The organism is Rhodovibrio salinarum DSM 9154 (genome assembly GCF_000515255.1).
Taxonomy (GTDB): Bacteria; Pseudomonadota; Alphaproteobacteria; order Kiloniellales; family Rhodovibrionaceae; genus Rhodovibrio; species Rhodovibrio salinarum.
Genome location: NZ_KI911559.1, coordinates 1,600,667 through 1,626,740 on the forward strand (window position 1 = coordinate 1,600,667; position 26,074 = coordinate 1,626,740).

General features: G+C 66.6%; 26 protein-coding genes. 16 read left to right on the forward strand and 10 right to left on the reverse strand.

The window, feature by feature from the left end; translation table 11 throughout:
* Positions 1 to 59: 59 nt before the first annotated feature.
* From RHOSA_RS0107455 to RHOSA_RS0107475, 5 genes are all read left to right on the forward strand, one after another.
* Positions 60 to 935 (forward strand): UTP--glucose-1-phosphate uridylyltransferase, encoded by an 876-nt coding sequence (locus RHOSA_RS0107455; protein WP_027288176.1) that lies wholly within the window; start codon positions 60 to 62, stop codon positions 933 to 935.
* Between the two features lie 71 nt (positions 936 to 1,006).
* A complete protein-coding gene (locus RHOSA_RS21150) occupies positions 1,007 to 2,371 on the forward strand; it encodes a UDP-glucose dehydrogenase family protein (RefSeq protein WP_051431921.1) in 1,365 nt (454 codons plus the stop codon).
* Entirely contained in the window at positions 2,368 to 3,759 is a 1,392-nt protein-coding gene (gene pgmG, locus RHOSA_RS0107465) for a phosphoglucomutase/phosphomannomutase PgmG (protein WP_027288177.1), read from the forward strand. The genes RHOSA_RS21150 and pgmG overlap by 4 nt, the downstream gene beginning before the upstream one ends.
* 163 nt (positions 3,760 to 3,922) lie before the next feature.
* Positions 3,923 to 5,323, forward strand: a complete 1,401-nt coding sequence (locus RHOSA_RS0107470; RefSeq protein ID WP_027288178.1) for a methyl-accepting chemotaxis protein — start codon at positions 3,923 to 3,925, stop codon at positions 5,321 to 5,323.
* A 166-nt stretch (positions 5,324 to 5,489) separates the two neighbouring features.
* Positions 5,490 to 6,077, forward strand: coding sequence for a gamma-glutamylcyclotransferase family protein (locus RHOSA_RS0107475; protein ID WP_027288179.1), 588 nt, complete (start codon positions 5,490 to 5,492; stop codon positions 6,075 to 6,077).
* Between the two features lie 7 nt (positions 6,078 to 6,084).
* Here the strand turns inward: RHOSA_RS0107475 and RHOSA_RS0107480 are convergent, their stop codons facing one another.
* Together RHOSA_RS0107480 and RHOSA_RS21155 are read right to left on the reverse strand one after the other, a co-directional pair.
* The gene (locus RHOSA_RS0107480; protein ID WP_027288180.1) at positions 6,085 to 7,134 is read right to left on the reverse strand and encodes a zinc-dependent alcohol dehydrogenase family protein; all 1,050 of its coding nucleotides are present in this window, start codon (positions 7,132 to 7,134) and stop codon (positions 6,085 to 6,087) included.
* A 92-nt stretch (positions 7,135 to 7,226) separates the two neighbouring features.
* Positions 7,227 to 8,603: a serine hydrolase gene (locus RHOSA_RS21155; protein WP_215904995.1), complete on the reverse strand. Its 1,377-nt coding sequence runs from the start codon at positions 8,601 to 8,603 to the stop codon at positions 7,227 to 7,229.
* 213 nt (positions 8,604 to 8,816) lie between these two features.
* On the opposite strand from RHOSA_RS21155, the gene RHOSA_RS21160 reads away from it, so the two are divergent.
* Positions 8,817 to 9,509 (forward strand): hypothetical protein, encoded by a 693-nt coding sequence (locus tag RHOSA_RS21160; protein WP_051431922.1) that lies wholly within the window; start codon positions 8,817 to 8,819, stop codon positions 9,507 to 9,509.
* 21 nt (positions 9,510 to 9,530) lie between these two features.
* Here the strand turns inward: RHOSA_RS21160 and RHOSA_RS0107495 are convergent, their stop codons facing one another.
* Positions 9,531 to 10,298 carry a proteasome-type protease gene (locus RHOSA_RS0107495; RefSeq protein WP_027288181.1) on the reverse strand — a complete coding sequence of 256 codons (768 nt, stop codon included), beginning with the start codon at positions 10,296 to 10,298 and terminating at the stop codon, positions 9,531 to 9,533.
* 350 nt (positions 10,299 to 10,648) lie between these two features.
* On the opposite strand from RHOSA_RS0107495, the gene RHOSA_RS21165 reads away from it, so the two are divergent.
* Positions 10,649 to 11,188 (forward strand): phasin family protein, encoded by a 540-nt coding sequence (locus RHOSA_RS21165; protein WP_027288182.1) that lies wholly within the window; start codon positions 10,649 to 10,651, stop codon positions 11,186 to 11,188.
* A 119-nt stretch (positions 11,189 to 11,307) separates the two neighbouring features.
* Here RHOSA_RS21165 and RHOSA_RS0107505 read toward each other — a convergent pair whose 3' ends face one another.
* Positions 11,308 to 12,408, reverse strand: a complete 1,101-nt coding sequence (locus RHOSA_RS0107505) for an aminotransferase class I/II-fold pyridoxal phosphate-dependent enzyme (protein ID WP_027288183.1) — start codon at positions 12,406 to 12,408, stop codon at positions 11,308 to 11,310.
* 184 nt (positions 12,409 to 12,592) lie between these two features.
* Between RHOSA_RS0107505 and dacB the strand changes: the two genes are divergently transcribed.
* From dacB to RHOSA_RS0107525, 4 genes are all read left to right on the forward strand, one after another.
* Positions 12,593 to 14,215, forward strand: coding sequence for a D-alanyl-D-alanine carboxypeptidase/D-alanyl-D-alanine endopeptidase (gene dacB, locus RHOSA_RS21170; protein WP_169816609.1), 1,623 nt, complete (start codon positions 12,593 to 12,595; stop codon positions 14,213 to 14,215).
* Between the two features lie 191 nt (positions 14,216 to 14,406).
* The gene (ppa, locus tag RHOSA_RS0107515; RefSeq protein ID WP_027288184.1) at positions 14,407 to 14,946 is read left to right on the forward strand and encodes an inorganic diphosphatase; all 540 of its coding nucleotides are present in this window, start codon (positions 14,407 to 14,409) and stop codon (positions 14,944 to 14,946) included.
* A gap of 211 nt (positions 14,947 to 15,157) precedes the next feature.
* Positions 15,158 to 16,006 (forward strand): LOG family protein, encoded by an 849-nt coding sequence (locus tag RHOSA_RS0107520; protein ID WP_051431924.1) that lies wholly within the window; start codon positions 15,158 to 15,160, stop codon positions 16,004 to 16,006.
* A gap of 24 nt (positions 16,007 to 16,030) precedes the next feature.
* On the forward strand, positions 16,031 to 16,510 hold the full coding sequence (locus RHOSA_RS0107525; RefSeq protein WP_037255882.1) for a nucleoside deaminase: 480 nt from the start codon (positions 16,031 to 16,033) through the stop codon (positions 16,508 to 16,510).
* Between the two features lie 15 nt (positions 16,511 to 16,525).
* On the opposite strand, the gene RHOSA_RS0107530 is transcribed toward RHOSA_RS0107525, so the two are convergent.
* The gene (locus RHOSA_RS0107530) at positions 16,526 to 16,843 is read right to left on the reverse strand and encodes a DUF2794 domain-containing protein (protein WP_027288187.1); all 318 of its coding nucleotides are present in this window, start codon (positions 16,841 to 16,843) and stop codon (positions 16,526 to 16,528) included.
* A 216-nt stretch (positions 16,844 to 17,059) separates the two neighbouring features.
* Between RHOSA_RS0107530 and RHOSA_RS0107535 the strand changes: the two genes are divergently transcribed.
* Complete coding sequence (locus RHOSA_RS0107535; protein ID WP_027288188.1) at positions 17,060 to 17,617, forward strand: thioredoxin family protein; 558 nt, start codon at positions 17,060 to 17,062, stop codon at positions 17,615 to 17,617.
* Positions 17,618 to 17,723: 106 nt separating this feature from the next.
* On the opposite strand, the gene grxD is transcribed toward RHOSA_RS0107535, so the two are convergent.
* From grxD to purS, 5 genes are all read right to left on the reverse strand, one after another.
* Positions 17,724 to 18,065: a Grx4 family monothiol glutaredoxin gene (grxD, locus tag RHOSA_RS0107540; protein WP_027288189.1), complete on the reverse strand. Its 342-nt coding sequence runs from the start codon at positions 18,063 to 18,065 to the stop codon at positions 17,724 to 17,726.
* A gap of 63 nt (positions 18,066 to 18,128) precedes the next feature.
* Positions 18,129 to 18,365, reverse strand: coding sequence for a BolA family protein (locus tag RHOSA_RS0107545; RefSeq protein ID WP_027288190.1), 237 nt, complete (start codon positions 18,363 to 18,365; stop codon positions 18,129 to 18,131).
* A 77-nt stretch (positions 18,366 to 18,442) separates the two neighbouring features.
* Entirely contained in the window at positions 18,443 to 20,641 is a 2,199-nt protein-coding gene (purL, locus tag RHOSA_RS0107550; protein ID WP_027288191.1) for a phosphoribosylformylglycinamidine synthase subunit PurL, read from the reverse strand.
* Positions 20,638 to 21,327, reverse strand: coding sequence for a phosphoribosylformylglycinamidine synthase subunit PurQ (gene purQ, locus RHOSA_RS0107555; RefSeq protein ID WP_027288192.1), 690 nt, complete (start codon positions 21,325 to 21,327; stop codon positions 20,638 to 20,640). Before purQ ends, purL begins: the two co-directional genes overlap by 4 nt.
* A gap of 7 nt (positions 21,328 to 21,334) precedes the next feature.
* Positions 21,335 to 21,574, reverse strand: a complete 240-nt coding sequence (purS, locus tag RHOSA_RS0107560; protein ID WP_027288193.1) for a phosphoribosylformylglycinamidine synthase subunit PurS — start codon at positions 21,572 to 21,574, stop codon at positions 21,335 to 21,337.
* A gap of 101 nt (positions 21,575 to 21,675) precedes the next feature.
* Here purS and RHOSA_RS0107565 point away from each other — a divergent pair, with 101 nt between their 5' ends.
* From RHOSA_RS0107565 to folP, 4 genes are all read left to right on the forward strand, one after another.
* Entirely contained in the window at positions 21,676 to 23,142 is a 1,467-nt protein-coding gene (locus RHOSA_RS0107565) for a nucleoside recognition domain-containing protein (protein WP_207140173.1), read from the forward strand.
* 29 nt (positions 23,143 to 23,171) lie between these two features.
* Positions 23,172 to 24,170 carry an amidoligase family protein gene (locus tag RHOSA_RS21175; RefSeq protein WP_051431925.1) on the forward strand — a complete coding sequence of 333 codons (999 nt, stop codon included), beginning with the start codon at positions 23,172 to 23,174 and terminating at the stop codon, positions 24,168 to 24,170.
* The gene (locus RHOSA_RS0107575) at positions 24,170 to 24,832 is read left to right on the forward strand and encodes a gamma-glutamyl-gamma-aminobutyrate hydrolase family protein (RefSeq protein WP_027288195.1); all 663 of its coding nucleotides are present in this window, start codon (positions 24,170 to 24,172) and stop codon (positions 24,830 to 24,832) included. Before RHOSA_RS21175 ends, RHOSA_RS0107575 begins: the two co-directional genes overlap by 1 nt.
* A gap of 147 nt (positions 24,833 to 24,979) precedes the next feature.
* Positions 24,980 to 26,044, forward strand: a complete 1,065-nt coding sequence (gene folP, locus RHOSA_RS0107580) for a dihydropteroate synthase (protein ID WP_156092608.1) — start codon at positions 24,980 to 24,982, stop codon at positions 26,042 to 26,044.
* Positions 26,045 to 26,074 lie beyond the last annotated feature (30 nt).

A 26,074-nucleotide genomic window follows, 5' to 3' on the forward strand; every position in this document is an offset into this window, starting at 1 on the left:
TTGCTCGGTTGGCGGGCGATACAGCGCCGTTCACACGCAAGGTTAATCAGGCAGTAAATATGACACGTGTTCGCAAAGCGGTATTTCCAGTCGCCGGACTCGGCACGCGCGTGCTGCCGGCCGTCAAGGCGGTACCGAAGGAGATGCTGCCAGTGGTTGACCGGCCGCTGATCGAGTACGCCGTCGAGGAGGCGCGCGAGGCGGGGATCGAGGAGTTCATTTTCGTCACCGGCCGCGGCAAGGACGCGCTGGAGGACCACTTCGACCGCGCGGTCGAGCTTGAGGACACCTTGGAGCAGCGCGGCAAGACGCGCGAACTGGCGGCGGTCCGCCACACCAATCTGCCGGCCGGGTCGGTACAGTCGCTGCGCCAGCTAGATCCGCTGGGCCTGGGCCACGCGGTCTGGGTCGCGCGTCGGGCGGTCGGCGACGAGCCGTTCGCCGTCGTGCTGCCGGACGACCTGATCAAGGCCGACACGCCGTGCCTGAAGCAACTGGTCGATGTCCACGCCCAGGTTGGGGGCAACGTGGCCGCGGTGATCGATGTGCCGCGCGAGCAGACCGCACGCTACGGCATCCTGGATGTCACCGAGGACGATGGCCGGCTGGCCGCGGCCAAGGGCCTGGTCGAGAAACCCGACCCCCGTGAGGCGCCGTCGACCCTGTCGATTATCGGTCGTTATGTGCTCGACCCACGGGTGATGCGGGAACTCGACAAGCAGCAGGCCGGCAAGGGCGGCGAGATTCAGTTGACCGACGCCATGGCGGAGACGATCGGCGAGGTGCCGTTCCATGGCCTGCGGTTTGACGGCACGCGCTACGACTGCGGCAATAAGGCGGGCTACGTCGCCGCCACGATGGCGTTCGCCCTGGACCACCCGGAGACGAAGGACGCCACGGCCGATTTGATCCGCGCGTTCGCCCGGGATCTGTAGCGCTCACCGATCCGCTTTTTTCCGTCAGCCGGGGCAACCCGGCGGCCTTTGCTTGAGGAACAGCCCGCGCCATGCGCATTGCCATGATCGGCACCGGTTACGTCGGCCTCGTCTCCGGTGCCTGCTTCTCCGAATTCGGGACCGAGGTTGTCTGCGTCGACCGTGACGCGAACAAAATCGAACGGCTGAACGACGGCCAGATTCCGATTTTCGAGCCCGGCCTGGAAGACCTGGTCGCCCGCAACGAGAGCGCCGGTCGGCTGAGTTTCACCACCGATATGAAGGCGGCAGTGCAGGGCTGCGATGCGGTGTTCATCGCCGTCGGCACGCCGTCGCGCCGGGGCGATGGTCATGCGGATTTGACCTATGTCTACGACGCCGCCCGCGAGATCGCGGCGGCGGCCGACCCGGAAACGGTGGTCGTCACCAAGTCGACCGTGCCGGTGGGCACCGGCCGCGAGGTCGAGCAGATCCTGCAGGAGACGGCGCCGGACAAGCGCCTGCAGGTCGCCTCCAATCCGGAGTTCCTGCGTGAGGGCTCGGCGATCGGGGATTTCATGCGCCCCGACCGGGTGATCATCGGGGCGGAGACCCAGCGGGCGCAGACCGTGCTGCGCGCGCTCTACCGGCCGCTCTACCTGATCGAGACACCGATCATCTTCACCTCGCTGGAGACCTCGGAACTCACCAAGTACGCCGCCAACGCCTTCCTTGCGACCAAGATCACCTTTATCAACGAGATCGCGGATCTGTGCGAAGCGGTCGGCGCGGATGTCCACGACGTCGCCCGCGGCATGGGCCTGGACGGTCGGATCGGGCGGAAGTTCCTGCACGCCGGGCCGGGCTATGGCGGCTCCTGTTTTCCGAAGGATACGCTCGCGCTGACCCGTACGGCCCAGCAGGCCGGGTCGCCGACGCGGATCGTGGAGACGGTGGTCGACGTCAACGACCGCCGCAAAAGCGCGATGGCGGATAAGATCATCGCCCACATGGGCGGCGACGTCGCCGGTAAGACGGTTGCGCTGCTCGGTGTGACCTTCAAGCCCAACACCGACGACATGCGGGAATCCCCCAGTCTGGCGGTCGTGCCCGCCTTGCAGCAGGCCGGTGCCCGTGTGCGTGCGCACGATCCCGAGGGGATGCAGGCGGCGCAGGAGCTGCTGTCCGACGTCACCTGGTGTCAGGAGCCTTACGAGGCGATGCAGGGGGCGGACGCGCTGGTCATCCTGACGGAGTGGAACCAGTTCCGGAACCTGAACCTGAGCCGGATCAAGGAGACGCTGAACGCGCCGACGGTGGTTGATCTGCGCAATATCTACGATCCCACGGAGATGTGGGAGCAGGGCTTCCACTACACCTGCATCGGCCGCGCCTTTGGTCGCGACAAGCCCGGCGCGCTGATCGGCGATGGCACGACCCGGGAGGATCTTGGATGACTCAGCCGCAACCGCATCGCTTCGATCCGACGATTCTGCGGGAATATGACGTACGCGGCGTGGTCGGGCAGACATTGCACGTCGCCGACGCGCGGGCACTGGGCCAGGCGTTTGCCACGATCGTTCGGGACAATGGCGGCAGGCGGCTGGCGCTCGGCTATGACGGCCGCCTGTCCTCGCCGGAACTGGCGGAGGCGGTCGAGCAGGGACTGCGTGCGGGCGGCTGCGACGTTGTGCGGATCGGCCGTGGTCCGACGCCGATGCTGTACTACGCGGTCAACGAGCTGGACACCGACGGCGGCATTCAGGTGACCGGCTCGCACAATCCGCCGGATCACAACGGCTTCAAGATCATGCTCGGCAAGCGGTCGTTCTTCGGCGAGGACATCCAGCAGCTCGGCCGGATCGCCGCCGAAGGCGCGTTCGCGACGGGCGACGGGGCGGCCGAGGACGTCGACCTGATGGACCGCTACGTCGACCGCCTGCTACGCGGCATTCAGGTCGCCGACCGGTTCAAGGTCGCCTGGGACGCGGGCAATGGTGCGGTTGCCGATGCGCTGGTCAAGCTGGCCGACCGGCTGCCCGGTCAGCACCGCCTGCTCAACGCGACCGTCGATGGTACCTTCCCGGCGCACCATCCCGACCCGACGGTGCCGGAAAACCTGGAGCAACTGCAGGAGGCCGTGCGGACGGACGGGTGTGACCTGGGCTTCGCGTTCGATGGCGATGGCGACCGCATCGGGCTGATCGATGGCCAGGGGCGGATCCTGTGGGGCGACCAGATGATGGCGCTGATCGCCCGTGACGTCCTGCAGCGCAACCCGGGCGCCCCGATCATCGCGGACGTCAAGGCGAGCCAAATCCTGTTCGACGAGGTCGCGCGCCAGGGCGGCCGCCCGGTGATGTGGAAGACCGGGCATTCGCTGATCAAGTCGAAGATGCTGGAGGAAGGCGCCCCGGTCGCGGGCGAAATGAGCGCCCATATCTTCTTCAAGGAAGACTGGTATGGCTTCGACGACGCGCTTTACGCCGCCTTGCGCATCCTCGACATCCTAACCCGGACGGGCCAGGACCTGAGTGCGTTCCGGGACGGCTTGCCCAAGGTCGTGAATACGCCCGAAATCCGCTTTCCCTGCCCGGAGGACCGTAAGTTCAAGGTTGCCGAGGAGGTCAAGCAGCGCCTGGCCAGCAGTGATGCGGAGGTGATCGACATCGACGGTGTCCGGGTCGTCACCGAAGACGGCTGGTGGCTCTTGCGGGCTTCCAATACCCAGGATGTTCTGGTCGCCCGCTGCGAAGCGCATGACGAAGCCGGCCTGCAGCGCGTCAAGAATCTGCTGCGCGATCAGCTTGAGCAATCGGGGATCGCAGTCCCAGGGGATCTGTAGGCGCCGCGCCGGCGACCAAACGTTGGGCCGCTTCCGTTTTTGCACGTCTTTGGTGTGCATTTACCGCCGATTAACGTTGTTCGCCCACACTTCAACACAACCTGAAAAACCGCCCATAAAGGGCGGAGCGGAGCGATGAGGTTTGTGTTGAAAGGGCGGGGTGATGAGTGAACCGGGGGCGCAAGAGGCCGCGCGTGATCGCGCGATCCTGCAGAGACTCGCCGAGGAAAGCGGCGGGCTTGGCATCGAGGTTGCCGACGTTGCCGGCGGGATCGACGATCTAAGCAAGGCGCTGGCTGCGCAATCGGAAGAACTGCATCAGCTGCGCGACAGTGTCGATCAGGTCTCTCAGGCGAACGGCCGGATTGCGGAGAACGCACGCGCCAGCCGCGGCACCGCCGAGGAGGCAGCGAACGAGGTCGAGCACTCGCGCGGGACCGTCGAAAGCTCGCTCAAGGATATTCACGACCTGGTCGAAGCGGTCACGGTCATCCAGGAGCAGTTGAACGGTTTGCAGGACGCCCTCGCTCAGGTGGGCGAGGTCGCCGAGGGCATCAACGCGATCGCCAAGCAAACCAACCTGCTGGCGCTCAACGCCACGATCGAGGCCGCGCGCGCCGGCGAGGCCGGCAAGGGCTTCGCGGTCGTCGCCCAGGAGGTCAAGCAGCTGGCCGGCCAGACCAGCCGCGCCACCGGGCAGATTGACGAGACGCTGAAGCAACTGACCGAACAAGCCAGCCAGCTGATCGGGCAGGGCGAGGAGTCCACCAAGCGGGCCGAAGCCGTGCGCTCGGGAACTCAGACGATCGGCCAGGTGATCGACACCGTCGCCGGCGCGATGACCACCATGCAGACCGGCGTCGCCGACATTGCGGAGGCCGCGGAAACCATCGAATCCCGCTGCGGGGGCTTGCTTGAAAGCGCGACCGCGCTGTCCGACCGGGTCGACACCACGAGCGAGACCATGCGGCAGTCGCGCGACCGGGCGCAGAACCTGACCCTCGCCAGCCAGCGGGTGGTTCAGTTGACCGCGCAGACCGACACGGAGACGGTCGACACACCGTTCATCAAGAAGGTGAAGGATCTGGCCTCCGGGGTCGGCCAACTGTTCGAGGCTGCGATCCGTGAAGGCAATATCACCCAGCAGCAATTGTTCGATCGCAACTACCAGCCGATTCCGGGGACCGACCCCGAGCAGGTTAAGACGGCGTTCACCGAGTTCTGCGACCGCGTGCTGCCGCAGATCCAGGAGCCGATGCTGCAGTTTGACAGCAAGATCGTGTTCTGTGTTTGTGTCGACAACAACGGTTACCTGCCGACTCACAACAAGAAGTTCGCCAAGCCGCAGGGCAAGGACCCGGTGTGGAACGCCGCGAACTGCCGCAACCGGCGGATTTTCAACGACCGGGTCGGTCTGGCCGCCGGCCGAAACACCGACCCGTTCCTGCTGCAGGCCTACCGCCGCGACATGGGCGACAGCTACGTCATGATGAAGGACGTGTCCGCCCCGATCTTCGTCAATGGTCGCCACTGGGGCGGCGTGCGGCTCGCCTACAAGGTCTAGCTGGCGGCTGCCGCAGCACCAGTTTCTCTAAGGCACAAGCGGACAGCTTTACGCCGCTGACCAAGCGCCCTACATCTAGGCGCCCGAGTTGGCGTGGTTGTATGCGCGCCGGCTATGCAGGCCGGACTCCCGGCCATCGACGTTCTTGCGGATGGGAGTGCGCGGCATGCTGTTCTTCTTCTACGGCACTTTGATGGATCGCGAGCTGCGTCAGCATGTGCTGGGCGCGCGTGCCCAGGGGCTGCGCGTGACGCCGGGGGTCTTGATCCACCATCGCCGCTTCGCCGCGAGGTATGGCGATTATCCGGTCCTGGTCCCGGAGCTGAATGGGCGTGTCTCGGGCGTGTTCGTGGAGGGCATGGACGCCCATGCGCTCACTTGGATCGCGCATTTCGAAGGACCGTGGTACCTGCCGCAACGGGTCACGGCGTTCGATGAGCGTCGCCAGCGCCTGCGCCCCTGGGCGTTTCGGCCGACCCATCGCGATGCGGCCACGCGCGAGCCCTGGAACTTCCGCCGCTGGCAGCGCACCGGCAAGCCGGAAGTGCGGGAGATGCTGAACACCTGGCTTATGCACCGCAGCGATGGCCTGCCGATCGCCCTCGACACGCCTTGGCTGGCGCGCCGTCGCCTGCAGGATGTCATTCATCAGGGCGTCGATCAGCCCCGCCCCAACGTGCACCTCGACCGCCGCGCGATCGCAGACGCCGGCCTCGACGAAGGCGATGACCGCATGACGACGGCCGCGGCGTAAGGCGCGTTCAGGCGTCGAACCGGTCGATCACCGTGACGCCCGGGCTGGTATAGCCGTTCATCGCGGCCAGCGCGTCGGCGACACCGGACAGGGGGATCGTGCGCTCGACCAGAAGACTGGGATCAAAGCGTCCGCCAGCGATCAAGCCGAATAAATTGTCGAACCGGCCGGCCGCCATGCCGCGGGTGCCCAGAATCGCGATTTGCCGGGCGTAGACCAGTTCGAGCAGGGGCACCGGCGGCTCCGCGTGCCGGTCGAGCGGCATGCCGATCTGCACATGGCGGCCGAGCTTGGCAAGGCTATAGAGCGAGTTCCGGAAGGTCTCGGTGATGCCGAGGGCGTCGAGCGAAACCTGCGCGCCGCCGTCCGTCATCGTGCGCACCGCATGGCCAACCTCGTCGACCGAGCCGGCATTCAGCGTGCGTGTGGCGCCCAGTGCGTCCGCGCGTTCGAGCGCGGCGGCGTCGATGTCCACCGCCAGTACGCGGGCGCCCATCGCCGCGCCCAACGCGACCGCCGACAGGCCGACACCGCCGCAGCCGTGCACCACCAGCCACTCGCCGGGTTGCAGACGGGCGCGGTCTGCCAGCGCGCGGAACGCCGTGGTCACCCGGCAGCCCATCCCCGCGGCGGCGACCGCCGGCAGTTGGTCGGGCAGGGCGACCATGTTGAAGTCGGCGCGCGGCACGGCGACCAGCTCGGCAAAGCTGCCCCAGCGGGTGAAACCGATCACGTCCTGTCGGTCGCAGGCGGTTGCATCGCCGCCCCGGCAGGTCTGGCAACGGCCACAGGAGAGGATGAACGGTGCGGTGACGCGGTCGCCCGGGCGCACGCGTTCGACGTGACGTCCAACCCGCTCGACCACGCCGGCGAATTCGTGCCCGCCTACGTGCGGAGCCACGACATCCGGGTCGCTGCCGGTCCAGGCGTGCCAGTCCGAGCGGCAGACGCCGCAGGCATGCACCCGCACCAGGGCGCCATCGGCGGGGCAGTCCGGGTCGGGGACTTCGCGCACCTCCGGCGGGGTGCGGAAGTTTTCGAAGATCGCGGCTTTCATGGCAAACGGCTTAGCACGCGCGCCCGGCAAGCAAAACGCCCCGATGCGATGGGCACCGGGGCGTTCTGTCGCGAACTGCCGGGATGGATATCTTACTTGGCGTTGAAGGCAACCTCGACGCCGCCGCGTGGCTGGATCACCAGACAGTCTGTCCCGTGGGCGACCAGCGCACGGCAGGCACGCTCGGCATCCGTGCGGTCCAGACCGGTCAGGCGGGCACGGTACAGCGGACCCTGATCGCCGCGAATGCGGCTGACCGATACCTCGCTCGTGCCCAGGATCTGCGGGACAGCGTTGCCGGCCCGCACGGCGGCGACGTGCGCGGGCGCGGCGTCCCGATAGGCACCGACCTGCACCGCATAACGGCCCTCGGCGTTCGAGGTTTCGCGGGCGGCAACCTGAACCTCTTCCGGGCGACCGTAGCCCGGGACCGGTAGGCCATCGACGACGCGGGCCACCTTGTCGCGCAGCGCCGTCCGGTCTGCCTGCTGGATGCCGGTGCGGGCGGGCGGCACCGGCACCACGCCCGACCCGGCCGCGGCGACCTTGACCTCGTCGGCCTTGCTGGCGGTGCGCAGGATCTGTACCGGCTTGCGCGGCGGCGGGGCGACCACGGGGATGGTGCGCAGTTGCCGGGCCTTCGCGAACCCTTTGTCCAGCAGGGCCATGATGTGCTGATCGCGCGAGCGGGCGGTGCGGCCGCCGAACACCACGGCGATCAGCCGACGACCCTGGCGCACGACCGAGGCAGCCAGATTGAAGCCGGAGGCGCGGATATAGCCGGTCTTGATGCCGTCGGTTCCGCGGTATTCCTCCAGCAGGTTATTGTGGTTGCCGTAAGCCCGGCCGTTGTAGCTGAAGCGGGTCGTGGAGAAGTAGTGGTAGTATTCCGGGAAGTCGTAGATCAGCGCGCGCGAGAGGGTGGCCATGTCGCGCGCGGTCGACAGCTGATGGCGGTTCGGCAGGCCGGAGGCATTGCGGAAGGTCGTGCGCTTCATCCCAAGCGCCCGCGCCCGCTCGGTCATCATGCGGGCGAATTTCCACTCCGCACCGCCGAGCGCTTCCGCGAGCACCACTGCGGCATCATTCGCCGACTTGGTGACCAGTGCGAGCACCGCGTTCTGAACCGAGATCGTCTCGCCGGCGTGCAGGTACAGCTTGGATGGCGCCATGCCCTGGGCACGACGGCTGACCGGCAAGCGCTGATGCAGCGTCAGGCGCCCCTGGTCGAGGGCCTCGAATGTCATGTACAGCGTCATCATCTTGGTGAGTGACGCGGGGTAGTTGCGTGTATCCGCGTTTGCGGCGTACAGCACCGTGCCCGTATCTGCATCCATCACCAGGGCGGCGTAGCGGGCCTGCGCTTCGCCCGGTTGGGCAAGCACCACGCCTGCGACGACCACAACGCCGATCGCAGCCGCACTGTGACGTACACGCTTGGCCACCTGTCGGATGAGGTTCCGGATCACCACTCGCCCCCTTGACATCATCTATCCCGCACCCGCGCGAATCGGTGAAAGATTAAGTAAACCATGAGTCACTGTCCAGAATAATGACGTGCGGGTTTCCGAGACGTTAACTTCGATTGATTTGGCGTAAGCCTCTTTCCCACCGGTCAACAGAGCGAGATCACCGCGATGCATCGAAAAAATCCGGCGGATAAACCCGGGTCCCGTCAAGTCATGGCAGCCCTGGTGATTTGCCTGCTACCGCTTTTGGGCGCCGCATGCAGCTATTCGGGCGGGATCGAGAACCCGCTGACCCGCAAGGCAACCTGGTTCAGTTACTTGAACGGCGATGACGTACGGGACCGTTGCCGCGACTATCCGGATCGTTTCGAGGTCCGTCTGATCTACAACGGCAATTTCAAGCAGCAGGTGCGCACCTACGAGATCAACGGCGACGGCGCTGGCGGCGCCCGTGTCACGGCGCGCGCTATGCCGCAGGACGCCGGCAATCTGCTGAATTTCAAGCTTGAAGATCCGCTCGCCACCGGGCGCTGGGAAAAGACCACGACGACGCTCACCCCTGAGGAGCGCGCACGCCTGACCGAACGACTGGCCGACAGTGGCGTGTTCCAGCGGGTGCCCAGCGGGATCGATTTGAAATCCTGGGGCTCCTACTGGGTGTCGATCGCCTGCCGGGACGGTGAGCTGTCTTTCAATGCCTGGAGGAAAGGCGGCGACCGCTGGGACCAACAGAACCTGTGGGAGATCGTGAAGCCGCTGGATGACACCGGCGTCGCTTACTACACGCCCCATCCGGCGCGGTTCGAGGACAGTCCGACGATCACCAAATCGGCGGGCGACCGGCGCGCGGCGGATATCCATTTCCTGATGACGACAGGCGACAACGGCCTGATCGGGCTGCCATGACCGGTCCGGTGACCTACCGGCTTACTCTTCGCTGCGCCCGACCACGCTGATCCGGCCCGGCCCGGTGGCGGGCGGCAGCACGTCCTGCCAGGGCTGGTCGGGCAGCTTGGCGGTCAATTCGGTCAGGTGTCGGTTCCACCATTCCCGCTGCTCGCGCAACTGGTCGTGCTGAAAGTGATGGGTGCGCCAGGTCGGGTCGTCACTCGCCAGCGTCATCATGTCCATCGGGAAGCCGACGTCGGCCGAGCTGACCCGCGTGGAATCGAACGACAGGTAAGCCGCTTTGAGTGCGATCGCCATCGGCGTGTCATCCGCCAGCGTGCGGTCGAGGATCGGCTTGCCGTAGGCGACCGCACCGATCGACAGATAGGGGGTGCGCTCATTGACCTCGATCCAGTTGCCTTCTGGATACACCAGGAAGGCGGTCGGCCGCGGGTCCTCCGGCATCTGTCCGGCGATGATGGCGTGCAGATTGAAGCGCAGGTTCGAGCTCTCCAAGGCGCCCCGGTCTTCTTCCGCCGTTCGACGCAGGCAGCGGGCGTAGACATCGACCGCATCCAGTAGCTGCGGGAAGCCGTCCGCGTGCTGACGGCGCACGTCGCGGTCCAGGTAGGCCAGCGTCTTGTCGCGCAGCGAACGCAGCCCCGACGTCATGACGATGAACGGTCGGTCTTCCGCCCCGTGGAAGCTGGCCTTGGGCGCGGCGGAGACTTGGTTGCCGCTGGTGATGCGTCCGTCGGCCAGACATACCAGACCTTCCTGGACGCGGATCGCAAGGCAGTAGGTCATCGAAGCTTCCTTGGTAGCCAGACCGTTCAAGTGGGGCCGGGGACACGTGGCACCCGCTTGGCGAACCGCGAGAGTCCCATGCGCATGGTGGGGCGGCAAGCGCTCTCTTGCATAGAAGGGGCGATACCGCGTCGCGACCGGATAGGTGTATTGTGCACTGCACAAACGCCTCTTGACGAAGCAGCGGTCCTCCCCATATACCAGAGTGTGTTGCAGTGCAGCATAACTTCTGCAGCACAGCGAACACGCCGCGGACCGCAGCGACGCGGCAGCGCGGCAGCGCGGAAACGGCACAGAAATCGCCCCCGGCGCTAGGGAGCGCTGGTGGGCATCGAAAGGAGGCGATAGCCATGACCACCCAGAAGAAGAGCCAGGCCCAGGCCGCCCAGGACGTGTTCAAGCCCGTCGAGGATGCGGTCAACGCCGGCAAGGAGCAGATCGAGAGCGTCGTGAAGGCCAGCAACGAGGCTGCCACGAAGCAGTACGAGCAGGTCGTTTCGATGGCCAAGGAGCAGGCCGAGAAGGCGTCCAGCACCGCGTTCAAGAACTACGACGAGGCCAGCCAGCTGAATAAGGCCAACGTCGACGCGGTCGTGCAGGCCTCTTCGATCGCCGCCAAGGGCGTCGAGCAGATGAACCGCGAGTTCATGACCTTCGCCCAGCAGCGCATCGAGGCCAACATGAACCTGGCCAAGAAGATGTTCGGCGCGAAGACCCTGCGTGAGTTCTTCGACGCGCAGACCGACTTCGCCCGTCAGAACTTCGATACCTTCATGGCCGAGAGCGCCAAGATGACCGAGCTGTCGGTCAAGGTGTCGAACGAGGCGATGGAGCCGATCCAGAGCCAGACCAACAAGACGGTCGAGAAGGTCATGAAGTCCGCCGCGTAAACCGTACGTGGTTCAGGCACCGGGATGTCCGGTGCCGGCCTTTTCAAGGTCTGAGAGACAGCGGGGCCCGGGCAAACGCCTGGGCCCCGTTTTCGTGTGCGCAGGCCCGCAATGGGGGCTCAGCCGACCTCCTGCACCGCCTCGGCGAAGGCCTGCTCGAAGATGGTGCGCTGGTCTTCCGGGCCGACGGTGACGCGGATGCAGCGGTCGAGTGGGGGGACCCCCGGTTTACGGATGAAGACGCGGCGGTCCTGCAGCGCCTTTAGCAACCGGTCCCCGCGCGCGACCCCGCCGACTTCGATCGTCACGAAGTTGGTGAAGGAGGGCAGGGCGGTGAAACCGTGCCGGCGGGCGATCTCGGCATAGGCGCGCTTGCCGCGCTCGATCTCGTTCTTCAGGGCGTCGATATAGGCCTGGTCCTCCAGCGCGGCGCGGGCGGCGTGCTGGGCCACGCGGTTGACGCCGAAGTGGTTGCGGATCTTGTTCAGTCCGGTCACCGCGTCGGCGTGCGCGATCGCGTAGCCGACGCGCAGAGCCGCCAAACCGTAGATCTTGGAGAAGGTACGCAGCCGGATCAGGTTGGTGTCCGAAGGATCGACCGGCGGGTTGGTTCCCTCCGGCGCGAACTCGCTATAGGCCTCGTCCAATACCAGCAGCGTATCCGTGGGCAGGCGGCGGCGGAAGTCGGCTACCGCGTCGGCCGTATGGCGGGTGCCCATCGGATTGTCTGGGTTCGACAGGTAAACCAGCCGCGCGTCCACCGCCTGTGCCTTGGCGGCCAGCGCGTCCAGGTCCTCGTGGTCGTCGCGGTAGTCGACCAGGTGCAGCGTCCCGCCGAAGCCGTGCACATGGTAATTGAACGTGGGGTAGGCGCCGTTCGAGGTGACCACCGCACCGCCGGGCGGCACGGTCATGCGGACGACGTTGCCAAGCAGCTCGTCGATCCCCGCGCCCACCAGAACGTTGTCGGTGTTGATATCCCAATGCCGGGCGATCGCCTGGCGCAGCGTGACGGAAGTGGCGTCCGGATATTCCCAGCTGTCTTCAATGGCCGTTTGGATGGCATCGCGCGCCTTCGGGCTCGGTCCGAACGGGCTTTCGTTGGCGCCCAGCTTGGCGCGGAAGGTGAAGCCGCGCTCGCGCTCGATTTGCTCAGGGCCCACGAATGGCACGCTCGCGGGTAGATTGGCGACGATATCGGTGAACGGGATCTGGCTCATCTTGTTGTTTGACCTCCCCGGGTTGGCGAACCGCGCGGGAGGGTCGGGCAGGCGGGCGATAAAGTCAAAGTGATGCGTGCGATGCGTTCCACCTTGGGGATGCGCATGGCAAGGTGGGGCTATGACCCGAACCGTGTGCGCTCGCCGAGCCTCTCGCCCCCTGAGCTCTTTGCTGCTGAGTGGGGTGGCCGCCCTGCTGCTGACCGCCTGTACGACGTCGCAGCCGCCAGCCCCGTCGCCCGCCGCCAAGCCCGCGCCGCCGGCGCGCGAAGCTGAGCCCGATGTGCCGGATGGGCGGGATCTGGATGCCACCTCAGCGCCGGTGAAGCAGACGGCGGAACCGGAGGTCCGCCCGGCCCGCATGGGCCCGCCGCTGACCCACGAGGATGCGCAGGCGGCGCGCCAACTGATCCGCGCCCACGGCTTCGCGCCCCAGGATGTCGGCTTCCTGGTGACCGATCTACCCGGCCGGGAGCTGGCGGCGCACAACGCCCGGCAAGCGTTCATCCCGGCCTCCGTCGCGAAACTGCCGACGGCCGTGGCGGCGCTGGAGCTTCTGGGCGGCGATCACCGCTTCGATACCCGCATGACCGCCACCGCACAGCCCCGCGCGGGTCGATTGGACGGTGATCTGTGGTTGGTCGGGGGCGGCGATCCGCTGTTGGGCGCGGACGGCTTGGTGCATCTGTGCCGCGATCTGCACCGCGCGGGTGTGCGTCAGGTAATTGGAGATTTCTACTACGACACCACGCTTTATCAGGAGCGTCGGGCGATCCGCGACGATCAGCCGATGACCGCGGGCTACAACCCGGGCGTTTCGGCGCTGTCGATCAACTTCAACCGCCTGCCCGTACGCTGGGGCACCGGCGCGCCGAGCGATCCGGAGGCCTGGACCCTGCCGTCAGTCCCCTCGGTCTCCCTGTCGTTGCGCCGTCGGTCACCGCAGGGACAGGAATCTGGCGATTGGCTGCCCGATGGGAACGGCTGGCAACTGTCGACCGGCGCGCGCGGTTACGGACAGGACTCGCTGCCGCTGAAACACCCCGCGCAGGTCGCGGCAGAGGCGACACGGCAGGTTTGCCAGCGGATGGGGGTGAAGCTGCCGGCGCCCGAACCGGGGACGGCGCCGTCGGAGGCGCGCGCGCTGGCTGAACACCCGAGCCCGCCATTGCACGAGGCGGTGCGTTCGATGCTGCGCTACTCCAACAACCTGGTGGCCGAGTTGATCGGGCTTGCCGCCGGTCGGCAGTTGACCGGCCAGCCGCTTGGGTCGTCGCAGTCGGCGATCGCCGTGGGGCAGTGGTATGCGCGCACCCTGCCACAGACCGACTGGGCACGTTTCGATCCCGGGAACCATTCCGGGCTCAACGCGGCGGGCCGGGTGACGCCGGCGGAGCTGGCCGCGATCCTGCGGTTCGCGCATGACAGGCGGTATGGCCAGGCCCAACGCACCCTGATGGAGTTGCTGCCGACGGTGGGTCTGGATGGCGGCCTGGGACGGCGGCTGCAAACCCCGGATACCGCGTTTGCCGTGTTCGCCAAGACCGGCACGATGAACTTCGTCAGCGGTCTGGCCGGCTACTTGCCGACGCAAACGGGACGGGCGCGGATGTTCGCGATCTTTGTCAACGACAAGCCATTGCGCCGGGCTTACGACGCGAATCCCCGCGCCGCCGTTTGGGGGCGCCAGGCCGGCGACTGGCGGAACCGGGCGAAGGACCTCGAGGCCGCGCTGGTGCGCCTCTGGACCGATCCGACGCGACGGCGCGAGGCGGTGCCCACGGCCATGTTGCAGCGCAGCGAATAGAGCTTGATCCTGGGCGGCCCTCTCGGTCAGGATCGCGCCCGCGCGGGGCCGGGGCCGCGTTGATGTTGATCCGGTCGGGGCGGGTTGCATGCGGCCGCGCGCGTTCCGACATGGCAGCCAGCAACGAACGGGCCGATCCCGTCCGTTTTCAGATTCAGGCTCATCCGCGAGACCGCCAAAGGGAGGCACTAGTGAACATCGATAAGATCAGCGTCGGCAAGAACCCGCCATGGCAGGTCAATGCCATCATCGAGGTGCCGATGAATTCGGACCCGGTGAAGTACGAGCTGGACAAGGACTCCGGTGCGCTGGTCGTCGACCGCTTCCTGCACACGGCGATGTACTATCCGTGCAACTACGGGTTCATCCCGCACACGCTGTCGGATGACGGCGACCCGATCGACGTGCTGGTGGTTAACCGTCAGCCGGTCCAGCCGGGCTCCGTCATGGCGATCCGTCCGATCGGCGTCCTGGTGATGTCCGACGAAGCTGGCGAGGACGAGAAGCTGCTTGCCGCGCCGGTCGACAAGCTCGATCCCTATTTCTCCGAGGTGAAGTCCTACAAGGACATGCCGCAGGCTTACCTCGACCAGATCGCGCACTTCTTCCAGCACTACAAGGATCTGGAGAAGGAGAAGTGGGTCAAGATCGAGCGCTGGGGCGAGGCGGATGAGGCCGCCAAGATGATCGAGGCGGCGATCCAGCGCGCGCAAGGTAAGGCCGCGGAGTAGTCGCGCCGGCGCTTGGCGCCCAGATCAGAGAACGCGGACGGGCCGGCGGAGTTCTGCCGGCCCGTTTTCGTCTGCGTCGTTCGACCTCGACCGATCAGCGGCGTATGGTGACAGGCCTACCTTTCCTTTCCGCATTGCGTCTGGCCTGACGCTGACCGGGGCTCGCTCCGAAACCACCGACTGCCCACCCCAACGCGAACGCACGGCCTCGATGACCCAATTCTCCGACGACAGCGGCGGCGACAACGGCTTCCGCAAGCCGATCAAGGCTTACGCCAATCTCGATTTCCTGCAGAGCAAGGATGCCCGCCAGTTGCGTATCCTGGCGGAGTATCTGGAGCCGGAAAGCCGGTTCGAGCATTACAAGATCGACGACACGATCGTTTTCATGGGCTCCGCACGGCTGAAGCCGCGCGACGTCGCCGAGGAAATCCTGCACAAGGCGGAGGCCGGCGAGGGCGACGTGCCGCTCGCCAAGGCGCGCCACGACCTGTGGATGTCGAAGTATTACGAGGACGCGCGCGAGCTCGCCCGGCGGCTGACCGAATGGTCGAAGGAGCTGGACGAGACCGACCGGCGCTTCGTCGTCTGCACCGGCGGTGGCCCCGGTGTGATGGAGGCTGCCAACCGCGGCGCCAGCGAGGCGCGCGGCATGAACATCGGCCTGTCGATCACCCTGCCGCTGGAGCAGCACGAGAACCCCTACGTCACCCGCGAGTTGGGCTTCGAATTCCACTACTTCTTCATGCGGAAGTTCTGGTTCACCTATCTCGCCAAGGCGGTGATCTTCTTCCCTGGCGGTTTCGGTACGCTGGACGAACTGTTCGAGATCCTGACCCTGCTGCAGACGCAGAAGGTCAAGAAGCGCATGCCGATCGTGCTGTTCGGCTCCGATTTCTGGCGTGAGACGATCAATTTCGACGCGCTGGTCAAATACGGTACCATCAACGAGGCGGACAAGAATCTCTTCACGATCACCGATGATCTGGACGAGGCGTACGAGATCATCACCCGCGAACTGCGGGAATACGGCCTGAAGGAACCGGGCGCGCACCTTTAACGCCAATCATGCACGGGGCTAGCGATGGCACGGATCGAGCCGACCGCCGATGACCGGCGTTTCATGCAGGAGGCGATCGCCGAGGCGCACGCCGGCTACGACGAGGGCGGTGTGCCGGTCGGCGCGGTGCTGGTCCGCGATGGTCAGGTGCTGGCGCGTGGGCGTAATCGCCTGCAGCAAGAGGGCAACCCGATCCTGCACGGGGAGACCGACTGTCTCCGGCAGTTCGGCCGCGGCGGCGAGTTCGCCGGTACGACGCTGTACACCACGCTCAGTCCCTGTGCGATGTGCGCGGGCGCGATCATCCTGTTCGGCATTCCGCGCGTGATCGTCGGCGAGAACCGCAATTTCGCGGGCGAAATGGACTGGCTGCTGGATCGCGGGGTCGAGGTCGGCCTGCTCGACGATCCGGACCTCGCCGACTTCTTCGCCCGCTTCGTCGCCGAGCGCCCACACCAGTGGGGCGAGGACATCAAGGGCTACGAGCAGGGCGAGAGCGTCTGAGGACGGCCTGCGCCTCTACGACACCACCCGCAGGCGCGCCTTCTTCTCGAACACTTCGAGCGCGCCCTTGAGGGTGCCGGATCGCTTCAGGCGTTGCGGCCCCTGCCAGACCTCGTAGATCTGTCCCTGCGGCTTTTTGGCGATCGAGAACATCGGGCGTTCCATCGTGTGCCGGAACACCGAGAAGAGGGCGATGCCCTTCTTGTGATCGATCGCGTAATCGCGCCAGTCGCCGTTCGCCACGTGCGTGGAATAGAGGTTCAGGAGCTGCTGCAGTTCGGCGCGTGTCCAGAAGACCTGCTGTTGGCTCTTGGCCCCGCTTCCCTGGCTCATCGCGCGCGGTTCCCCTTTGTCCTCGCGGGTGGCTGGCGTGCGGCACGTGGGGCGCGCACGCACCCTTGGAGCTTGGCTGTTATGCGAGTGTCATCCGAAACCGTCCGCGTCGTCTAGGGGGCTAAGCGCGCGGCGACTTGATTAGCCGATCGTTGGCCCGCATCTACAGGAGGCAGTAGCAACCTTGAACGATCACGCTAGCGAGGAGCACCCGCCATGGCCGCGATGGAGACGCCGGTTTGCGAGTTCGGCTGGAAGCCGGCCGACTTCGCGCTCAAGGGCACGGACGGCAAGACCTATACGCTGGCCGACGCGGCCGGACCGAACGGCCTGTTGGTCGTGTTCATCTGCAACCACTGCCCCTATGTGCGCGCGGTGATCGACCGCTTGGTCGACGACGTGACGCAGCTTCAGGATAAAGGGATTGGTGCGATCGCGATCATGCCGAACGACACGGAAACCTATCCGGACGACTCGTTCGACAAGATGCAGGCCTTCGCCAAGCAGCACGGCTTCACCTTCCCCTACGTCATCGACGAGACGCAGGAGGTCGCCAAGGCCTATGGCGCGGTCTGCACGCCGGACTTCTTCGGCTTCAACGCGGATCTGGAACTACAGTATCGTGGCCGCCTGGATGAATCCCGGAAGGAGGCCGCGCCGAATGCCAAGCGCGAGCTGCTGGAAGCGATGACCCAGGTCGCCGAAACCGGTCAAGGCCCGCGCGAGCAGGTCCCCTCCATGGGCTGCTCGATCAAGTGGAAGTCGGCGGCATAATGATGGCCGCCTGACATCCCTCGGAGGCGTGGACACGAAAAAGGGGAGGCCGGTTGGCCTCCCCTTTTCAATTCCGGGCTGGATCGGGTGGACCCGCGGGCGTGAGTTACGCCGCGTTCTGCACCTCGATGCCCTTCTGCTGCAGGGTGTCCTGCAGCTCGCCGGTCTGGAACATCTCGCGGACGATGTCGCAGCCGCCCAGGAACTCGCCCTTGACGTAGAGCTGCGGGATCGTCGGCCAGTTGGAGAACTCCTTGATGCCTTCGCGCAGGCCCGGATCCTCCAGCACGTTCACCCCGTGGTAGGTGACGCCCAGGTGATTGAGCACCTGCACCACTGCGGCGGAGAAGCCGCACTGCGGGAAGGTCGGCGTCCCCTTCATGTAGACGGTGACGTCGTTGTCGGAGATTTCCTGCTGGATGCGGTCGTGGACGGATTGGTCGGCCATGGTGGCTTTCCCCTCGGTACCTATCAGGTTCGGTTCGTTGAGCGCGGTTAAGCGTAGCGGCGCTTAGCTCTTCGGCGTCGATGTCTGCACGGCGAGCGCGTGCAGCTCACCGCCCATTTTGCCTTGCAAGGCTTGGTAGACCATCTGGTGCTGCTGCACCCGGTTCTTGCCCTCGAATTCCTTCGAGACGACATAGACCGCATAGTGGTCGCCGTCACCGGCCAGGTCCTCGACCGAGACCTGCGCGTCCGGGATGCCCTCGCGGATCATCGACTCGAGGTCATGTGCATGGATTGGCATGGGGGCGGCTCTCCGGGTTTGTTGTCTCTTGTGTGTTCTGGCCTGGCTGTTTCGATGCGCGCGGGCGGGGCGTGCGCTCAGTCAGCCGCCGACATGAAGGTCGGCAGCCAGCTTTCATGCGCTGCCCGCACCTGTTCGACGGATATGGACGGGCCATCCGCCACTTTCAACGCGCGCCCGCCCGTGCGTCCGATCGCGTAGGCGGGCACCTGTGCCGCCTGCGCAGCCTGCAGGATAGCGCCCGCCTGCGGTGCGGTCACCAGGTAGCGCGCTTGGTCCTCGCCGAACAACCAGGCATGCAGGGCGATCTCCTCGGGCGGTTCGAGTGTTGCGCCCAGATCGCCGGCCATCGCCATTTCCGCCAGCGCCACGAACAGTCCGCCATCCGACAGGTCGTGGCAGGCGGTGACCTTGCCGCTGCGGATCAGGTCGCGGACGAAATCGCCATTGCGCCGCTCGGCGTCCAGATCGACCGGCGGCGGCGGCCCGTCCTCCCGGCCGCACAGTTCGCGCAGGTAGAGCGACTGGCCCAAATGGCCGTGTGTTTCGCCGATCAGGATGATCGCCTCGTCGCCCGCCTTGAAACCGATCGTCGCCATCGCCGACAGCTCATCGAGCAGGCCGACGCCGCCGATCGCGGGGGTGGGCAGGATCGCGGTCTCGCCGGTCTCGTTGTAGAGCGAGACGTTGCCCGAGACGACCGGCGTGTCGAGCGCCTGGCAGGCCTCGCCCATGCCCTGGCAGGAGCCGACGAACTGACCCATCACCAAGGGCTTTTCGGGGTTGCCGAAATTCATGTTGTCGGTCACCGCCAACGGCTTGGCACCGGTTGCGGTGATGTTGCGGTAGGCCTCCGCGACCGCTTGGCGTCCCCCCTGGATCGGATCGGCCAGCACATAGCGCGGCGTGCAGTCGACCGTGACCGCGAGTGCCTTGTCGGTGCCGTGAACGCGCACCACGCCGGCGTCGCCGCCTGGGCGCTGCACGGTATCGGCGCCGACCATGTGATCGTACTGCTCCCACACCCAGCGGCGCGAGCAGAGGTCGGGGCTGGCGATCAGCGTCTCGAGCGCGCGGGTCGCGTCGTGCGCCGGCACGTCGGTCGCGTCGACCTCGGCCTGCGCGGGCGTGGGCTCCCAGGGGCGGTCGTACTCCGGGGCGGCTTCCGCCAGCGGGTCGATCGGCAGGTCGCAGACCTGCTCGCCGCCTTTCTGGATCACCATCCGCCCGGTGTCGGTCAGCTCGCCGACCACCGCGAAATCCAGGTCCCACTTGTCGAAGATCGCCTTGGCCTCGGCTTCGCGGCCGGGCTTGAGCACCATCAGCATGCGCTCCTGGCTTTCGGAGAGCATGATCTCGTAGGCGCTCATTCCGTCCTCGCGCACCGGGACATGGTCCAGGTTCAGCGCGACCCCGCTGCCGCCCTTGGACGCCATCTCGAACGAACTCGAGGTCAGGCCGGCCGCGCCCATGTCCTGGATGCCGATCACCGCGTCGGTCGCCATCAGTTCCAGGCAGGCCTCGATCAGCAGCTTCTCGGTGAAGGGGTCGCCGACCTGCACGGTCGGGCGCTTTTCCTCGCTGTCCGCGTCGAACGAGGCGGAGGCCATGGTCGCGCCATGGATGCCGTCGCGCCCGGTTTTGGAGCCGACGTAGACCACCGGGTTTCCGGCGCCATGCGCCTTGGCGTAGAAGATCCGGTCCGCTTCCGCGAGGCCCACGGTCATCGCGTTGACCAGGATGTTGCCGTTATAGGCCGGGTGGAAGTTCACCTCGCCGGCGACCGTGGGCACGCCCACGCAGTTGCCGTAGCCACCGATGCCCGCGACCACGCCGGAGACCAGATGGCGCGTCTTGGGATGCTGCGGATCGCCGAAGCGCAGGGCGTTCAGGTTGGCGATCGGGCGCGCGCCCATCGTGAAGACGTCGCGCAGGATGCCGCCCACGCCGGTCGCCGCGCCCTGATACGGCTCGATGAAGGAGGGGTGGTTGTGGCTCTCCATCTTGAACACGGCGGCCTGGCCGTCGCCGATGTCGACCACTCCGGCGTTCTCGCCCGGGCCCTGGATCACCTGCGGGCCTTCCGTCGGCAGTGTCTTCAGCCACTTCTTCGACGACTTGTAGGAGCAGTGCTCGCTCCACATCACGGAGAAGATGCCGAGTTCCACCAGGTTCGGCGTGCGGCCCAGGATCTCCTGGACGCGGGCATATTCCTCCGCATTCAGGCCGTGCTCGGCGACCAGGGCGTCGGTGATTTCCGGGTTCGGTTCGCTCACGACAGCGCCTCCACCAGGCCGTCGAACATCGCGGCCCCGTCGTTTCCGCCGAGTGCGGGGTCGGCCAGGCGTTCGGGGTGGGGCATCATACCCAGGACGTTGCGCTGTTTGTTGTAGATACCGGCAATGTTGGCGACCGACCCGTTCGGGTTGGCTTCCGGCGTCACCTGGCCCTTGGTGTCGCAATACCGGAAGGCGATCCGCTCCTCGTCCTCCAGGCGCTTCCGGCCGGACTCGTCGATGAAGTAGTTTCCGTCGCCGTGGGCGATCGGGAACACGACACGTTGGTCGCTGTGGTAGTGCCGGGTGAACACGCTCTCGTTGCTCTGCACCGTCAAGCCGACGTCCTTGCAGATGTACTTCAGCGATTCGTTGCGCAGCAGCCCGCCCGGCAGCAGGCCGGATTCGATCAGCACCTGAAAGCCGTTGCAGATGCCCAGCACCGCCGTGCCCTTCTCCGCGCGCGCCTTGACGTCGCGCAGCACCGGGGAGTGCGCGGCGATCGCCCCGGAACGCAGATAGTCGCCGTAGGAAAAGCCGCCGGGCAGGACGATCAGGTCGACGTCGGGGAGGACGCTGTCCTTGTGCCAGACCATGAGCGGGCGCTGACCGGAAGCGCGTTCGAGGGCAACCGCGACATCGCGGTCGCAGTTGGAACCGGGGAAGACGATGACAGCGGCCTGCATCTTGGGGCTAGCCGATCTCGATGTCGTAGTTTTCGATCACGGTGTTGGCGAGCAGCTGCTGGCACATCGCCTCCACCCGCTCGCGTGCGTGCGTCTGGTCGGTATCGGTCAGTTCCAGCTCGAACACCTTGCCGGTACGTACGCCCTCGACGCCGTCGAAGTCGAGCTGGCTGAGCGCGTGTTGGATCGCTTTGCCCTGGGGGTCCAGGACGCCGGTCTTGAGGGTGACGTGGACGCGGGCTTTCACGGCGCGAACGGGCTCCGGTTCGTGGTCAGGCGAGGTGGCGGGCGGACGCGATAACGCCGGCAACCTAGCCCGCGGGCGCCTGACTTTACAAGCGCGGGGCGATGACCGAGAAGGGCCGGGCGGATGTGCGCCCGCTTTCGGCGCACGCCGATCTGCCGCGTACCCTTGGCCGTTCGGGAGGCGTCCGGACCGTGAACGTCGTATTCCTCGTCCTCGTACTGGTGGCCTTCGTCGTTGCCGCCGTCCGTCAGATCGGCTGGACCCCGCCGGCGGGGGCGGAAGAGCCGACCTCGCCGATGGAGCAGTTGGGCCTGGGCGTGGTCGACGCGGCCGAAGGCTCGGTCACGCTGGCCCTCGGGCTGGTCGGTGTGATGGCGCTGTTCCTCGGCCTGATGAAGGTCGCGGAGGCCGGCGGCCTGCTGCGCGTCGTCGCCAAGGCGCTCAGGCCCGTGATGGTGCGTCTGTTTCCGGAAGTGCCGGCGAACCATCCGGCGATGGGCGCGATGATCCTGAACCTCTCGGCCAACGTGCTGGGGCTGGGTAACGCGGCCACGCCGTTCGGTATCCGCGCGATGCAGCAGCTGGACACGATCAATCCGCACAAGGGCACGGCCAGCAACGCCATGGTGCTGTTCCTGGCGATGAACACCTCCTCGGTGACGCTACTGCCCACCGGCGTGATCGCGTTGCGGGCGGCAGCCGGGTCGGACGATCCCGCCGGCATCGTGCCGACCACGCTGTTCGCGACCATCTGCTCTACGGCTGTGGCGATCACCACGGCGAAGTTGCTGCAGCGCTTCTGGTCCTACCCGAAGCCGGCTGTGGACGAGCCCGCCGCCGGCTGGGCGGAAGTGCACGACCGGCCGGAAGAGCAGCCGCACCAGTCCGACGATCCCAGCCAGCCGGCGGCCGACGACGAGACATCCGAGGAGGTGTGGGACACCGAGCTGCCGGACGCGGCGAGCGAGGCCTATCCCGGGTGGGTGTCCGCGCTGGTGTTCGCGGTCGTGGCCGCGTTGATCCCGCTGACGGTCGTCTACGGCAAGACGATCGCGCCCTGGATCATCCCCGGGTTGATCGTGCTGCTGCTGGGCTATGGCGCGCTCAACCGCGTGCGGGTCTACGAGGTGTTCGTCGAAGGCGCGCGCGACGGTTTCCAGGTGGCGCTTCGGATTATCCCGTATCTGGTGGCGATCCTGGTCGCGGTCGGCATGCTGCGCGACTCGGGCGCGCTTGCGTTGTTGATCGATCCGCTGAGCCAGGTCACGCGCCTGTTCGGCCTGCCGGGTGAAGCCTTACCGATGGCGATCCTGCGTCCACTGTCGGGGTCCGGTGCTTACGGCGTGCTTGCCTCGATTATCCAGGACCCGGCGATCGGGCCGGACAGTTACACCGGCTATCTGGTTTCGACTTTCCAGGGATCGACCGAAACGACCTTCTACGTCCTCGCGGTCTATTTCGGGGCGGTGCAGATCCGGCGCATCCGCCACGCGCTGGCCGCCGCCTTGACGGCGGACATCGCTGGCATCCTCGCGGCGGTGGCGATCGTCGCCTATCTTTACGGCTAGGCGGTATTTCCACCTCTGAGTGAGCCGGCATGATGTCCGACAATCCGATCCAGCCCGCCACGACAACCACCGCCGACGGCAAGCCGCGTCAGGTCGGCGTAGAGATCGAGTTCGCCGGTCTGGAGTGCCGGCCCGCGGCGCGGATCGTGGCCGAGGTGACCGGTGGCAAGCTGCAGGAGGTTGACCGCTATCGCTACCTGATCGAGGAGACCGGGCAGGGCACCTACGTCGTCGAACTGGACACGCAGTATGTCCACCCCGAGGAAGGCGGGAAGGCCGAGGAACGCGTCAAGCTGGAGAGCGAACGCCTGGGCCGCGCGCTGGAAGAGGGGTTGCGCACCGCGATCGGTGAGGTGACGCGCATGTACCTGCCGGTCGAGCTGGTCTGTCCGCCGGTCGAGATCGCGGAGCTTGCCCGGCTGGACGAGATGACCCGGCGCCTGCGCCGCGCCGGTGCGCTGGGTACGCGGGAGTCGGTGGTTTACGCCTTCGGGCTGCAGTTGAATTTGGACCTGCCGGCGATGGATGCCGGCACGATCCTGCGCTACCTGCGCGCCTATCTGTTGTGCGCGGACTGGCTGCGCCGGGATATCGGCATCGACCTGACCCGTCGGGTGCTGCCGTTTATCCAGCCCTATCCCAAAACCTACATTCAGCGCGTGCTCGCACCCGGTTACGAGCCGAACCTGGGGCAACTGATCGACGATTACCTCGTCTACAACCCCAGCCGGAACCGCGACCTGGACCTGCTGCCGCTGTTCACCTTCCTGGCGCCGCAGAAGGTGCGGGCGGCGGTCGACGATCCCCGCCTGAAGGCACGCCCGGCGCTGCACTATCGCTTGCCGGACAGTCGGATCGATGATCCCGATTGGGGGATCGTGCAGGAATGGAACCGTTGGGCCCGCACGGTGGAGGCGCTGGCCGAGGACCCCGATCGGCTGCAGGCGATGGCACAGTCTTACCGGCGCTACCTTGAAGACGCCTGGTTCCCCGACTGGGCGGAAGCTGCGGACGCTTGGCTCAAGTGATGAGCGCACGGCCGCTCGTGGGGGTCACCGCCTCCGCCCGGGGCGGACGCTGGATGTGGTGGGCGAACCGCATAGCCATCTGGCGCGCCGGCGGGCAGGCCCGGCGAATCACCGTCGACGATCCCGGTCCGCCGGACGATATCGACGCGCTGCTGGTGGGCGGCGGCGACGACATCGACGCCGAGCTGTACGGCCTGGACCTGCGTCTGGGCCTGCGCATCGACAAGGAGCGCGACCGCCTGGAACTGGACCGGCTGGAGCGCGCGCATGCCCGGGGGCTGCCGGTCCTGGGCGTCTGCCGGGGCGCGCAGATCCTGAACGTCTTCCGCGGCGGCACGCTGCACCCGGACATCTACGAGGCTTACGGCCGCTTGCCGCCGCAGCGCACGGTGCTGCCGCGCAAGCGCATCACCATTGTCGAGGACAGTCGGCTCTACCGCGTGATGGGGCTGCGCCGCTGCCGGGTCAACTCGCTGCACCACCAGTCGATCGACAAGCTGGGCCAGGACCTCCGGGCGGTCGCCCGCGACAAGTACCGAATCGTTCAGGGCATCGACTGCGAGAGCGGCCAGTTCGTGCTGGGCGTGCAGTGGCATCCCGAGTTCGTGCCCCTGAATAGCCACCACCAGGCGCTCTACAAGGCGCTTGTGCGATCGGCTTGAGGTGCGATGGCGGCCGGGACGCTCAGGCCCGGCCAGCACACGGTTGGCTCTCCCGAAACGGTGAGAGGCTCGGGAAGGGCTTCTGGTGAAATGGAAGGGCGGTCAGACCCCTTTCCCAGTTGAGCGTGCGTTTCTATAACGCTGTCCATGAGTGAGCAGATGTATTTCACGCCGACCTGGATTGGTGGTCCGCACGCCACCCCGGACTCCGCGCTGCCGCTAGCGGGTGGGAACTTGTCCTTCGGCGCATGCGAGGTGGCGCGGCGCGATCCGGCGACTCCCGGGGCGGTCAAGCGGGAGGTGCTGACGATCCCGGAGTTGGCGGGCATTGATGGCGCGCGCGACTGGTTGCACGCGCTTTCCAGCCCGCGCGCGGAGATCGCAGGGCTTCGTTTCGACCAGCCGCGGGTGATGGGCGTAATCAACTGCACGCCCGACAGTTTCTCCGATGGCGGCGAGCGGTTCGACGCCGACAAGGCGGTCGCCGATGGCCTGGCGATGTGGCAGGCGGGCGCCACGCTCCTGGACGTCGGCGGCGAATCCACACGACCCGGCGCGGAGCCGGTCCCGGTGGAGGAAGAACTGCGCCGTATCCGTCCGGTGGTCGAGCGGCTGGCGGCGGAAGGTTGCCGCATCTCGATCGATACGCGCAACGCGCCCGTCATGCGCGAGGCAGTTCGGCTGGGGGCGGCGATCGTCAACGACGTCAGCGGCCTGACCCACGATCCTGACGCGATGACGACTGTGGCCGAACTCGATGTGCCGGTGGTCCTGATGCACATCCGGGGCACGCCGCAGACGATGCAGCGCCGCCCGAGCTACGACGACGCCACGCTGGACGTTTATGACGAGCTGAAGGCCCGCGTCGACGCCTGCCTGAAGGCTGGGATCGGGCTGGAGCAGATCATCGTCGATCCCGGGATCGGATTCGGCAAGACGGTCCAGCACAATCTGGAACTTCTGAACCGGGCGGCGCTGTTCCAGGGGATGGGCTGCCCGGTGCTGCTCGGCATCTCGCGCAAGTCGACGATCGGCAAGCTGTCCGGCGGCGCGCCAGCGGGCCGGGAGCGGCTGCCGGGCTCGCTCGCCGCCGCGCTGATGGGCGCGGCACGCGGGGTGCAGGTGATCCGCGTGCACGACGTGCCGGAGACGTTGCAGGCGCTCGCCGTCTGGCAGGCGGGCGAGCTGGTGCGGGCACCGGAAGGCGTTTGATGCTTCGTGCCCGTGATCTTTGCCTGCTGG